Annotated in this window: 12 protein-coding genes; 3 read left to right on the top strand and 9 right to left on the bottom strand. The window is 70.3% G+C overall.

Annotation, left to right across the window (positions count from 1 at the left end):
- Nucleotides 1-3: 3 nt before the first annotated feature.
- The 5 genes from prcA to arc form a co-directional block, all read right to left on the bottom strand.
- The gene (prcA, locus tag IE326_RS31310; RefSeq protein ID WP_030759625.1) at nt 4-756 is read right to left on the bottom strand and encodes a proteasome subunit alpha; all 753 of its coding nucleotides are present in this window, start codon (nt 754-756) and stop codon (nt 4-6) included.
- Nucleotides 757-802: 46 nt separating this feature from the next.
- A complete protein-coding gene (gene prcB, locus IE326_RS31305; protein WP_150227369.1) occupies nt 803-1,642 on the bottom strand; it encodes a proteasome subunit beta in 840 nt (279 codons plus the stop codon).
- Between the two features lie 161 nt (nt 1,643-1,803).
- Complete coding sequence (locus IE326_RS31300; RefSeq protein ID WP_015032443.1) at nt 1,804-2,016, bottom strand: ubiquitin-like protein Pup; 213 nt, start codon at nt 2,014-2,016, stop codon at nt 1,804-1,806.
- Between the two features lie 167 nt (nt 2,017-2,183).
- Nucleotides 2,184-3,695, bottom strand: coding sequence for a depupylase/deamidase Dop (dop, locus tag IE326_RS31295; RefSeq protein WP_190043939.1), 1,512 nt, complete (start codon nt 3,693-3,695; stop codon nt 2,184-2,186).
- Between the two features lie 182 nt (nt 3,696-3,877).
- A complete protein-coding gene (gene arc / locus IE326_RS31290; protein WP_030759611.1) occupies nt 3,878-5,644 on the bottom strand; it encodes a proteasome ATPase in 1,767 nt (588 codons plus the stop codon).
- Nucleotides 5,645-5,884: 240 nt separating this feature from the next.
- Here arc and IE326_RS31285 point away from each other — a divergent pair, with 240 nt between their 5' ends.
- Nucleotides 5,885-6,196 (top strand): ferredoxin, encoded by a 312-nt coding sequence (locus tag IE326_RS31285; RefSeq protein ID WP_150227371.1) that lies wholly within the window; start codon nt 5,885-5,887, stop codon nt 6,194-6,196.
- Between the two features lie 4 nt (nt 6,197-6,200).
- Here IE326_RS31285 and IE326_RS31280 read toward each other — a convergent pair whose 3' ends face one another.
- The 3 genes from IE326_RS31280 to IE326_RS31270 all read right to left on the bottom strand — a co-directional run bounded on the left by IE326_RS31280 (nt 6,201) and on the right by IE326_RS31270 (nt 9,012).
- Nucleotides 6,201-6,794, bottom strand: coding sequence for a hypothetical protein (locus IE326_RS31280; protein WP_190043938.1), 594 nt, complete (start codon nt 6,792-6,794; stop codon nt 6,201-6,203).
- A gap of 177 nt (nt 6,795-6,971) precedes the next feature.
- Complete coding sequence (locus IE326_RS31275) at nt 6,972-7,859, bottom strand: tRNA (adenine-N1)-methyltransferase (protein WP_030759602.1); 888 nt, start codon at nt 7,857-7,859, stop codon at nt 6,972-6,974.
- 19 nt (nt 7,860-7,878) lie between these two features.
- Nucleotides 7,879-9,012: a site-2 protease family protein gene (locus IE326_RS31270; RefSeq protein WP_308440353.1), complete on the bottom strand. Its 1,134-nt coding sequence runs from the start codon at nt 9,010-9,012 to the stop codon at nt 7,879-7,881.
- A 177-nt stretch (nt 9,013-9,189) separates the two neighbouring features.
- Here IE326_RS31270 and IE326_RS31265 point away from each other — a divergent pair, with 177 nt between their 5' ends.
- Together IE326_RS31265 and IE326_RS31260 are read left to right on the top strand one after the other, a co-directional pair.
- On the top strand, nt 9,190-10,092 hold the full coding sequence (locus IE326_RS31265; RefSeq protein ID WP_229915742.1) for a RecB family exonuclease: 903 nt from the start codon (nt 9,190-9,192) through the stop codon (nt 10,090-10,092).
- Nucleotides 10,093-10,102: 10 nt separating this feature from the next.
- The gene (locus IE326_RS31260) at nt 10,103-10,780 is read left to right on the top strand and encodes a response regulator (RefSeq protein WP_150227375.1); all 678 of its coding nucleotides are present in this window, start codon (nt 10,103-10,105) and stop codon (nt 10,778-10,780) included.
- Between the two features lie 67 nt (nt 10,781-10,847).
- On the opposite strand, the gene IE326_RS31255 is transcribed toward IE326_RS31260, so the two are convergent.
- The gene (locus tag IE326_RS31255; RefSeq protein ID WP_150227376.1) at nt 10,848-12,422 is read right to left on the bottom strand and encodes an ABC transporter substrate-binding protein; all 1,575 of its coding nucleotides are present in this window, start codon (nt 12,420-12,422) and stop codon (nt 10,848-10,850) included.
- Nucleotides 12,423-12,444: the final 22 nt, after the last annotated feature.

Below are 12,444 nucleotides of genomic sequence, written 5' to 3'. Positions count from 1 at the left end.
GCGCTACTCCTCGGACGCCTCGTCCGAGGGCTCGTCCGTCTTGGCCAGGGCCGCGTTGTCCGCCTCCAGGAGGCGGACCAGCTGGCGGCCGACGATCCGCTTGAACTTCCGCTGCTGCGGGCGCGTCCGGTCCAGGACGGCCACCTCCAGGCGCTCCGCGGGGATCTCCCGCTCGGTGCCGTTGGTGTCCCGGGAGAGCGCCTGCACCGCGAGCTTCAGGGCCTCCGCGAGCGACATGCCGTCGCGGTGCCGCTGGTCCAGGAAGGAGCTGATCTGCTCCGCGTTGCCGCCCACCGCGACCGAGCCGTGCTCGTCCACGATGGAGCCGTCGTGCGGCAGCCGGTAGATCTGGTCTCCGGACGGCTCGGCGCCGACCTCGGCGACGACCAGCTCCACCTCGTACGGCTTCTCGCCGGCGCTGGAGAAGATGGTGCCCAGCGTCTGCGCGTACACGTTGGCCAGGCCGCGCGCGGTGACGTCGTCCCGGTCGTAGGTGTAGCCGCGCAGGTCGGCGTAGCGGACGCCGCCGATGCGGAGGTTCTCGTACTCGTTGTACTTGCCGGCGGCGGCGAAGCCGATCCGGTCGTAGATCTCGCTGAACTTGTGCAGGGCGCGGGACGGGTTCTCGCCGACGAAGACGATGCCGTCGGCGTACTGGAGCACGACCAGGCTCCGTCCGCGCGCGATGCCCTTGCGGGCGTACTCCGCGCGGTCGGCCATGGCCTGCTGGGGGGAGACGTAGAACGGTGTGGACACCGGCGCTCGTCCCTTTCTTCTGGGCTGTGAGGGGGCGACGTACGGGTCAGAGCAGGGCGGCGCGCGGTCCGTCCGGCTGTTCCAGACGCCGCTCGGTGACCGAACGGGCCAGCTCGGAGGACTCCGCCTCGGTGAGCCTGCGGAAGCCCTCGTCGGTGATGACGGTGACGATCGGGAAGATCCGGCGGGCCAGGTCCGGGCCGCCGGTCGCCGAGTCGTCGTCCGCCGCGTCGTACAGCGCCTGCACGACCAGTGTGGTCGCCTGCTGCTCGGTCAGGTCCTCGCGGTACAGCTTCTTCATGGAGCCGCGCGCGAAGATCGAACCCGAGCCGGTGGCGGCGTAGCCGTGCTCCTCGGAGCGGCCGCCGGTCACGTCGTAGGAGAAGATCCGGCCCTTCTCCCGGCCCTCGTCCCAGCCGGCGAAGAGCGGCACGACGGCGAGGCCCTGCATGGCCATGCCGAGGTTGCTGCGGATCATGGTGGACAGGCGGTTCGCTTTGCCCTCCAGGGAGAGCGTGGCCCCCTCGACCTTCTCGAAGTGCTCCAGCTCCAGCTGGAAGAGCTTGACCATCTCGACCGCGAGGCCGGCGGTGCCGGCGATGCCGACGGCCGAGTACTCGTCCGCCGGGAACACCTTCTCGATGTCCCGCTGGGCGATCATGTTGCCCATGGTGGCCCGCCGGTCACCGGCGAGCACGACGCCCCCGGGGAAGGTGGCGGCCACGATGGTCGTACCGTGCGGAGCCTCGACGATCCCGTCCGGCAGCTTCCGGTTCCCCGGCAGCATCTGGGGCGAGTGGTCGGCGAGGAAGTCCATGAAGGAGGAGGAGCCCGGCGTCAGGAAGGCCGCCGGCAGACGCCCGGTGCTACGAGGGTTGGCTTCCACGCGATTCCTTCCGGGTGGGTGAGAAGGGCCCGCCCCCTTGGCTCGCGCGGGCCGATCTTGATTGCTGTGTACGGACCTTACCCGTGCTGCGGCCTGTCATCCGTCCCCGGACCCACGGCTTCTCCCGGGGCTCCGGGGACGGGAAGGACAGGGTGAGGCGGCTACTCGCCGCCCTTCTGCACGAAGCTCCGGACGAAGTCCTCGGCGTTCTCCTCCAGGACGTCGTCGATCTCGTCGAGGACCGAGTCGACGTCGTCGCTCAGCTTCTCCTGGCGCTCCTTGAGGTCGGAGCTCGCCTCCGTGGTGGTCTCCTCGACCTCTTCCGTGGAACGCGTCGCCTTCTGCTGTCCGCCGCCGGTGTCCTTGGTCGCCATTTCCTCACCCCGCTCGAATCGGATCGCTCGGACCGGTGCTGCCGGGCCTTTCAAGATCAGACCCTACAAGCCGGGGCCGACATCGGCCCCCGCGTTTCCACAACGTCCGCGCACTGCTTTCATGATTCCCAGGGGCCGACCGTTTCAGCCCCTGTTCAGGTATCGAATCAGCTGCCGGAAAGAACCCTGACGAGTTCCTCCGCCGTGCGGCAGCGGTCCAGGAGGGCCGCCACGTGGGCCTTGGTGCCGCGCAGCGGTTCCAGGGTCGGGACGCGCTGGAGCGAGTCGCGGCCCGGCAGGTCGAAGATCACCGAGTCCCAGGAGGCCGCGGCGACGTCGTCGGCGTACTGCTCCAGGCAGCGGCCCCGGAAGTAGGCCCTGGTGTCCTCCGGAGGGGCCGTCTTCGCGCGCTGCACCTCGGACTCGTCCAGGAGCCGCTTCATGCGGCCGCGGGCCACCAGGCGGTTGTAGAGGCCCTTGTCGGGCCGCACGTCCGCGTACTGGAGGTCGACCAGGTGCAGCCGGGCCGCGTCCCAGTCCAGGCCGTCCCTGCGGCGGTAGCCCTCCATGAGCTCCCGCTTGGCGACCCAGTCCAGTTCGCCGGCGAGGCTCATCGGGTCGGTCTCCAGCCGGCCCAGGGTGTCCTCCCAGCGGGCCAGGACGTCCTTGGTCTGTTCGTCGGCGTCCGCCCCGTACCGCTCCTCCACGTACTTCCTGGCCAGCTCGAAGTACTCCATCTGGAGCTGGACGGCGGTGAGCGTCCGGCCGCTGCGCAGCGTGACGAGGTACCGGAGCGTGGGGTCGTGGGAGACGTGGTGGAGGGTGCGGACCGGCTGGTCGACGGCGAGGTCGACGGTGATGAAGCCGTCCTCGATCATCGAGAGGACCAGGGCGGTGGTGCCCAGCTTCAGGTAGGTGGAGATCTCGGAGAGGTTGGCGTCCCCGATGATCACGTGCAGCCTGCGGTACTTCTCGGCGTCGGCGTGCGGTTCGTCCCGGGTGTTGATGATGGGCCGTTTGAGGGTGGTCTCCAGGCCGACCTCGACCTCGAAGTAGTCGGCGCGCTGGCTGAGCTGGAAGCCGTCCTCGCGCCCGTCCTGGCCGATGCCGACCCGTCCGGCGCCGGTGACGACCTGCCGGGAGACGAAGAAGGGCGTCAGGTGGCGCACGATGTCCGAGAAGGGGGTCTCCCGCTTCATCAGGTAGTTCTCGTGCGTGCCGTAGGAGGCGCCCTTGTTGTCGGTGTTGTTCTTGTAGAGGTGGATGGGCTGGGCGCCGGGGAGCTGGGCGGCGCGCTCGGCGGCCTCGGCCATGATCCGCTCGCCGGCCTTGTCCCAGAGGACGGCGTCGCGCGGGTTGGTGACCTCGGGGGCGCTGTACTCGGGGTGGGCGTGGTCCACGTAGAGCCGGGCGCCGTTGGTGAGGATCACGTTGGCGAGGCCGATGTCCTCGTCGGTGAGCTGGCTGGAGTCGGCGACCTCGCGGGCGAGGTCGAAGCCGCGGGCGTCCCGCAGCGGGTTCTCCTCCTCGAAGTCCCAGCGGGCGCGGCGCGCCCGGTGCATCGCCGCGGCGTAGGCGTTGACGATCTGGGACGAGGTGAGCATGGCATTGGCGTTCGGGTGTCCGGGGACGGAGATCCCGTACTCCGTCTCGATGCCCATTACTCGCCGTACGGTCATGCGGCCCTCCTTGCCCGGCGGCGCTCAGTGCGCGACTCGGCGGTACCGAAGAGCCTAGAGCGGCTCCGCGCTGGTGGGGAGATCACTTGCGGTATTTCCCGGATGTGGCCGGGAGTTTTTCCTGGATGAATGCGACGGCTGCGGATGCCCGTTTTCCGGACATCCGCAGCCGGTGTGCGCTTCTACAGGTACTGACCGGTGTTGGCCACCGTGTCGATGGAGCGTCCGGTGTCCGCGCCCTGCTTTCCGGTGACGAGGGTGCGGATGAAGACGATCCGCTCGCCCTTCTTTCCGGAGATGCGGGCCCAGTCGTCCGGGTTGGTGGTGTTGGGCAGGTCCTCGTTCTCCTTGAACTCGTCCACGCACGCCTGGAGGAGGTGGGAGATCCGGATGCCCTTCTGGTCGTGGTCGAGGAATGCCTTGATGGCCATCTTCTTGGCCCGGTCGACGATGTTCTGGATCATCGCGCCGGAGTTGAAGTCCTTGAAGTAGAGGACTTCCTTGTCACCGTTGGCGTACGTGACTTCGAGGAAGCGGTTCTCCTCGGATTCGGCGTACATCTGCTCGACGACGGACTGGATCATTCCGTGGGCGGCGGCGGCCTTGGAGCCGCTGTGCTCGGAGATGTCGTCCGCGTGGAGCGGAAGGTTGGCGGTGAGGTACTTCGCGAAGATGTCCTTCGCGGCCTCGGCGTCCGGACGCTCGATCTTGATCTTGACGTCGAGCCGGCCGGGCCGCAGGATCGCGGGGTCGATCATGTCCTCGCGGTTGGAGGCGCCGATCACGATCACGTTCTCCAGGCCCTCGACGCCGTCGATCTCGGCGAGCAGCTGGGGGACGATGGTGTTCTCCACGTCCGAGCTGACACCGGATCCGCGGGTGCGGAAGAGCGACTCCATCTCGTCGAAGAAGACGATGACGGGGGTGCCTTCGCTGGCCTTCTCGCGGGCCCGCTGGAAGACCAGGCGGATGTGCCGCTCGGTCTCGCCGACGTACTTGTTGAGGAGCTCGGGGCCCTTGATGTTGAGGAAGTAGGACTTCCCCGCGGGCTGGCCGGTGACCTCGGCGACCTTCTTGGCCAGGGAGTTGGCCACGGCCTTGGCGATGAGCGTCTTGCCGCAGCCGGGCGGCCCGTAGAGCAGGATGCCCTTGGGCGGCCGGAGTTCGTGCTCCTTGAAGAGGTCGGGGTAGAGGTACGGGAGCTCGACCGCGTCGCGGATCAGCTCGATCTGGTTGCCCAGACCGCCGATCTTCTCGTAGTCGACGTCCGGGACCTCTTCGAGGACGAGTTCCTCGACCTCGCTCTTGGGGACGACCTCGTAGACGTAGCCGGACCGGGAGTCGAAGAGCAGGGCGTCGCCGGAGCGGATGGTGACGTCCAGCAGAGGCTCGGCGAGCCTCACCACCCTCTCCTCGTCGGTGTGCCCCACCACCAGGGCGCGCTCGCCGTCCTCCAGGATCTCCTTGAGGGTGACGATCTCGCCGGAACGCTCGAACTCCATGGCCTCGACCACGTTGAGCGCCTCGTTGAGCATGACTTCCTGGCCGCGGCGGAGCTCTTCGAGCTCCACGCTCGGACTCACGTTCACCCGGAGCTTGCGGCCCCCGGTGATGATGTCGCACGTGCCGTCCTCGTTCGCCTGCAAGAAGACGCCGAAGCCGGCCGGCGGCTGTGCGAGCCGGTCGACCTCCTCCTTGAGGGCCACGATCTGGTCGCGGGCCTCACGGAGCGTGTTCGCCAGCCTTTCGTTCTGCGCGGACACGCCGGCCAGGTTCGTCTGCAGCTCGACGATCCGCTCTTCGAGAATCCTCGTGTGTCGCGGAGAGTCGGCGAGCTTGCGGCGCAGGACGGCGATTTCCTGCTCGAGATAGGCAACCTGGCCGGCGGGGTCTTCAGACCCCCGCCCCGGCCGGATGCCGCGGTTGATGTCGTCGTCGTGGGCTGCCACGGTCCTCACCTCCTCCAAGGGGAGCTGGACGCATCCTGACCCTACCTGCGTGGGTGATGATTGAAACCCCTAGATCAAAAAGACTCCGGGGTGTGTCCGATCTTCACCCTTGCGCTTCCCCTCTCGCCAGGTGAATACCCACCCTTTCACGCTCTGAAAGCGGGCAGTTGTATCGTCGTGAGGGGCCAACACCCATCGGTGGCGGCCCCAATTGTCCGCGGAGCAGAAACGGCAGAAGTGATGAGCGTGCAGCACGAGGCCCCCGCCGGCGGGGCCGAGGAGGCCCTGGAGGTCTGGATCGACCAGGACCTGTGCACCGGGGACGGGATCTGCGCTCAGTACGCCCCCGAGGTCTTCGAACTGGACATCGACGGGCTCGCGTATGTGAAGAGCGCGGACGACGAGCTGCTCCAGGAGGCGGGGGCGACGACGCCCGTGCCGCTGCCGCTGCTCCAGGACGTGGTGGACTCGGCGAAGGAGTGCCCGGGCGACTGCATCCACGTGCGCCGGGTCCGGGACCGCGTCGAGGTGTACGGCCCCGACGCGGAGTGACGCGTCAGGCTCCGAGGGCTCCGGCGCCCGTCGTACGGACGAAGGCGCCGCCGGTCCACTCCCAGCCGACCTGCTCCTTCTCGTCGGGGCAGCAGCGGGGGACGTCGGGGGACGAGTAGCCGAGCAGGGTGGCGCGGACGGCGCCTTCGCGGATCTCCAGGCCGGTGACGCTGCGCTGCTCGCGCGGGTCGACGAGGGTGGCCACCACGCGCGCGGGGGCTCCTTCGCCGCGGCCGCGGGTGAGGACGTACAGACCGGCGGGCGGGGTTCCGGATCCGGCTTCGCAGTGTACGACCGCAACGGTCTCGGGGTTCTTGTCGCCGTCCAGGTCGCCCGTGGCGCGCCGGGCGACCGTGTGGGCCCCTCCCCCGCACCGGAGGGGGTAGACGGCGGTGTCCGCGTCGGGCGCGGCGGCCGGGCCGGGCGCCGCGGGGGCGGGGGCGGCCGTGGTGGTGGTGTCCGCTTCGGCGGCCCGGGGGGTCAGGACGCCGGCGAGGGCGACGACCGCGGCGGTCGCGGTGGCGGTGGCCAGCCAGTGCAGCGGCCGGGCGTGGGTGTGTGCGAGGTCCACGGGGTCCGGGGCGGCGGAGGGCTGCACGCGAGACGTCTCCTGTGAGGGTCGTGCCGAGGGGTTGCGGGCATCGTGCCACACGTCACAGGGCGGTGGAACAGCCGGGGGTGGTCGAACAGGGGTGCCGAACGCGGCGACGCCGCCGTCCGGTTCCCCGCGGCGCGGGGTGGGGACGGCGGCGTCGGCCGGGATCCTGTCGGAGGGTCAGCCCTTGTTGGGGCCGTCGTAGTCCTCGCCGTAGGCGCCCTTGGCGGGGCGGCGGCGGCGCATCGGGGGCTCGACGCCGTCCGCGAGGCGGCGGGCGGTGACGAGGAAGCCGGTGTGGCCGATCATGCGGTGGTCGGGCCGGACGGCCAGGCCCTCGACGTGCCAGTTGCGGATCATGGATTCCCAGGGCTGCGGCTCGGCGTAGCAGCCGATCTCGCGGATGGACTCCACGGTGCGGGCGAGCTGGGTGGTGGTGGCCACGTAGCAGCAGAGGATGCCGCCGGGGACGAGGGCCTTGGAGACGGCCTCCAGGCACTCCCAGGGGGCGAGCATGTCGAGGATGACGCGGTCGACGTCGGTGTCGGACAGGTTGTCCTGGAGGTCGCCGACGGTCAGCTGCCACGCGGGGTGGGGGCCGCCGAAGTAGCGCTCGACGTTGCCCTTCGCGATCTCGGCGAAGTCCTCGCGGCGCTCGTAGGAGTGCAGCATGCCGCTGTCGCCGATGGCGCGGAGCAGGAAGCTGCTGAGCGATCCGGAGCCCACGCCGGCCTCCACGACGCGCGCGCCGGGGAAGATGTCGGCGAAGGCGAGGATCTGCCCCGCGTCCTTCGGGTAGACCACGGCGGCGCCGCGGGGCATGGACAGGACGTAGTCGGGGAGCAGGGGGCGCAGCGCGAGGTAGGCGACGTTTCCGGTGGTGCGGACAACGCTGCCCTCGGGGGCGCCGATCAGTTCGTCGTGCGGGAAGGAACCCTTGTGGGTGTGGAAGTTCTTTCCCTCTTCGAGCGTGAACGTGTAGTGACGGCCCTTGGGGTCGGTCAGCTGAACCTGGTCCCCGACCTTGAAGGGCCCGCGTCGGCGGGCGGCACCGGTCGGTTCGGACATGTGAACAAGAGTACCGGGCTCAGGAGGAGGGTCGTGCCATGGCTTTGACGAAGGCGCGCTCGACGTCCGTGGTGGACAGGACGCCGTAGATCGCGCCGGTGTCCTCGACGACGAGGTACTCGGTGGCGGGGGTGGCGCGGAGGTGGTCGAGGAGGGGCTGGCCGGTGAGTTCGGCGGGGACGCGCATGCCGGGGGTGAGGTCCTGGGCGAGGGTGGAGACGGCGGCCCAGGGGCGGCGGTGCTGGGGGACGGCGGCGATGGCGGCCTCGCGGACGATGCCGGTGGGGTCGCCGGAGCCGTCGACGACGACGAGGGCGCGGGCGCCGGCCTCGTTGGCGCGGCGGAGGGCCTCGGAGAGCGGGGTGTCGGGTTCGACGGGGATGGCGCGGCGGGTGAGGGCGCGGGCGCGGAGCTCGGGGAGGTGCTCGCGCAGGCGGGCCATGCGGAGGCTGTTGCCGGCTCCGGTCCAGATGATGGCGGCCAGGATGGCGGCGAGGAGGGCGTCGGTGACGGTGGTGAAGCCGTCGATGTCGGCGGTGGAGTTGCCGAGCCAGCCGGTGCGGGTGAGGAGGGGGAGGCCGATGAGGACGGTGACGGCGAGGGCGCGGCCGACCCAGGCGGCGGCGACGGTGCCGGTCATGGGCCTGCCGGTGAGCTTCCAGACGACGGCGCGGAGCATCCGGCCGCCGTCGAGCGGGAGGCCGGGGAGCAGGTTGAAGATCGCGACGATGAGGTTGGAGATCATCAGGCCGGCGAGGAGGACGCCGGGGACGGTGCCGGGGTCGACGGCGTGCATGGCGGCGTAGAAGACGCCCGCGAGGACGAGGGAGAGGAGGGGGCCGACGAAGGCGAGGACGAATTCGCGGCCGGGGGTCTCGGACTCCTTCTCGATCTCGGAGACGCCGCCGAAGAACTGGAGCTGGATGCGCCGCACGGGGAGCTTGAAGCGGAGGGCGGCGACGGTGTGGGCGAGCTCGTGGACGAGGACGGAGGCGTAGAAGGCGACGGCGAAGAAGAGGGAGACCAGGTAGCGGGCCGCGCCGAGTTCGGGCAGGACCCGTTCGATCTGGTCGCCGAAGACCCAGGTGATGAGGGCGGCGACGAGGAACCAGCTGGGGGCGACGTAGACGGGCACGCCGAAGGGCCGGCCCATCAGGATCCCGCCACCGGGCTCCTCGGTCCGCTGCGGCTTGGGCTCGTCCTGGTTCACGGGTTCCTCTCGTCGCCGGGGTGACCGCGCCGGTGCGTCACAGGTCGATCATGCAGCGCGACGGGTCATGCGTCGATGGTATGCGGCTCACTGTCGGTGGCGGGTCGTAGGGTCTGTGTCATGAGTACGAGCGAGCGGCTCCCGGAGGGGCCCCGGGCGCCCATGTCGTTGTCGCCGTCGCGGGCGAGCGACTTCATGCAGTGTCCCCTGTTGTACCGGTTCCGGGTGATCGACCGGCTGCCGGAGAAGCCGAGCGCGGCGGCGACGCGGGGGACGCTGGTGCACGCGGTCCTGGAGCGGCTCTTCGACGATCCGGCGGGCGAGCGGACGGTGCCGCGGGCGAAGGCGATGGTGCCGGGGCAGTGGGAGCGGCTCCTGGAGTCGCGGCCGGAGCTGGGCGAGCTGTTCACGGACGATCCGGGGGGCGAGCGGCTCGGGCAGTGGCTGGCGGAGGCCGAGTCGCTGGTGGAGCGCTGGTTCACGCTGGAGGATCCGTCGCGTCTGGAGCCGGCGGAGCGCGAGCTGTTCGTGGAGACGGAGCTGGAGTCGGGGCTGCGGCTGCGCGGGGTGATCGACCGGGTGGACGTGGCGCCGACGGGCGAGGTGCGGATCGTCGACTACAAGACGGGGAAGGCGCCGCGGCCGGAGTACAGCGAGGGCGCGCTGTTCCAGATGACGTTCTACGCGCTGGTGGTGTGGCGGCTGCGGGGGGTGATCCCGCGCCGGCTCCAGCTGGTCTATCTGGGCAGCGGGGACGTGCTGACGTACGACCCGGTGGAGGCGGACCTGCGGCGGGTGGAGCGGAAGCTGCTCGCGCTGTGGGACGCGATCCGGCTGGCGACGGAGACGGGCGAGTGGCGGCCGCGGCCGACGAAGCTGTGCGGCTGGTGCGACCACCGCGCGGTGTGCCCTGAGTTCGGGGGGACTCCCCCGGCGTATCCGCTGGAGATCGTTTCCGCGCGCCCGCCGGAGTCGGACGAATCGGGGCAGGGCAGAATGGGCGGCGACCGGCCCGCCTCGTGAAGGAGCCCCTGTGACGATTCGCGTCCTTCTGGTCGACGACCAGCCGCTGCTGCGCACCGGCTTCCGGATGATTCTGGAGGCGGAGCAGGACATCGCGGTGGTGGGCGAGGCCGGTGACGGGCTCCAGGCCCTGGAGCAGGTGCGGGCGCTCCAGCCGGACGTGGTGCTGATGGACATCCGGATGCCGCGGATGGACGGGGTGGAGGCGACCCGGCAGATCACCGGGCCGGGCCGGGACGGTCCGGCGAAGGTGCTGGTGCTGACCACCTTCGACCTGGACGAGTACGTGGTGGAGGCGCTGCGGGCGGGGGCGAGCGGCTTCCTGCTGAAGGACGCGCCGGCGGTCGAGCTGGTGCAGGCGATCCGGGTGGTGGCGGCGGGCGAGGCGATGCTGGCCCCGTCGATCACGCGGCGGCTGCTCGACAAGTACTCGGCGCATCTGCCGACGGGCGAGGAACAGGTGCCGGACACGCTGGCCACGCTGACGGACCGTGAGGTCGAGGTGCTGAAGCTGGTGGCCCGCGGGCTGTCGAACGCGGAGATCGCGGCGGACCTGTTCGTGAGCGAGACGACGGTGAAGACGCACGTGGGCCACGTGCTGACGAAGCTGCGGCTGCGCGACCGGGTACAGGCGGCGGTGTACGCGTACGAGAGCGGTCTGGTGCGTCCGGGGGCGGGCGGCCAGTAGGCGGGGGTGTGCGGGAGGGCCCGGCGCGCGGTGCGTGCCGGGCCCTCCGTCGTGCGGTGCGGCGGGGTCAGCTGGTGCGGATCTCCCAGAAGCGGAAGACGGTCGACGCGTCGAGGGTCCATTCGAGGCCGGTGACGCCGTCGCGGGCGACGGCGTACTGCTTGCCCTGCCAGAGCGGGAGGAGGGGGACCTCCTCGGCGACGAGGTCCTGGATCTCGCCGTACTCGCGGTCGGTGGCGGAGCGGTCGGCGTTGGCCGCGGTCTTCGGCAGGAGGGTGCCGGTGATCTTCTCGTTCTCGTAGTGGTTGGCGAGGACGTTGCCCTCGCCGAAGAACGGGGCGGTGAAGTTGTCGGCGTCGGGGTAGTCGGGGACCCAGCCCTTGACGTAGACGCCGTACTTCCCGGCGGCGATGTCCTTCTCGTACTGCTCGAAGGGGACGGACCTGACGTCGGCGGCGAAGAGGCCGCTCTCGTTGAGCTGGGCGGCGATGGCCTTCAGCTCGGCGTCGGTGGAGGGGCCGTAGCGGCTGGGGGTGGACCAGAGGGTCAGGGTCACCTTGTCCTTGATGCCGGCGGCGCGGAGGGCCTTCTTCGCCTTGGCGGCGTCGGGGGCGCCGTAGGTGTCGAAGAAGGCGGTGTTGTGGCCGTTGATGCCGGCCGGGACGATCGAGTAGAGCGGGGTGGCGGTCGACTTGTAGACGTTCTCGACGAGGGCGTCGCGGTCGATGAGCTGGGCGATCGCCCGGCGGACGGCGGGCTTGCCGGCGACGGGGTCCTTCGTGTTGAAGACGAGGTGCTGGACCTCGGCGCTGCTGCCCTGGACGATCTGGGCGTCGTGGTCGCCGGCGGAGTTCTCCAGGGCGGAGATGTCGGCGGCGGAGAGTCCCCGGTAGGCGATGTCCACGTCGCCGTCGGCGAAGGCCTTGGCGAGGGCGGCGCGGTCGCCGCCGTACAGCTTGAGGGTGACCTTGTCGTTGCGGCGCTTCGCGGTGCCCTGGTAGCCGGTGTTGGCGGAGAAGGAGGCCCGGCCGTCGCTGAAGGAGTCCAGCTTGTAGGGGCCGGAGCCGACGGCCTTGCCGTCGGTGCGCAGGGCGTCGGCGGGGTACTCGCGGTGGTCGACGATGGAGCCGGCGCCGGAGGCTATCTTGCTGGGGAAGGTGGCGTCGGGGACCTTGAGGCGGAAGACGACGGTCCGCTCGTCGGGGGTCTCGATGGCGTCGATGGTGGAGAGCAGCGGGGCCGGGCCGGAGGGGTCGGCGATCTTCAGGGCGCGCTCGAAGGAGAACTTGACGTCCTCGGAGGTGAGCGGGTTGCCGTTGGAGAACTTCAGGCCCGGGCGCAGGGTGCAGGTGTAGACGGTGCTGGCCTCGTCGAAGCCGCAGGTGTCGGCGGCTTCGGGTTCGGGCAGGGAGCCGCCCTTGGGGAAGGCGAGGAGGGACTGGAAGACGTTGTTGAACAGCAGCCAGGAGCCGGGGTCGTAGCCGGCGGCCGGGTCGGTCGCCAGGATCTCGTCGGACATGCCGACCCGGACCGAGTCGGTGGCGTCGGAGCCCTGCCCCTGTTCGGTGCCGCAGCCGCCGAGGAGGGCGGCGGAGAGGCCCGCGGCGAGCGGGGCGGTCAGCCACTTGTGGTGCGTCTTCACAGAACTTGCCTCTTGATCTCTT

This window comes from Streptomyces filamentosus (assembly GCF_014654895.1).
Lineage (GTDB): Bacteria > Actinomycetota > Actinomycetes > Streptomycetales > Streptomycetaceae > Streptomyces > Streptomyces filamentosus.
The sequence above is the reverse complement of the archived record's forward strand: the minus strand, read 5'-3'. Positions and strand labels throughout refer to the sequence as shown.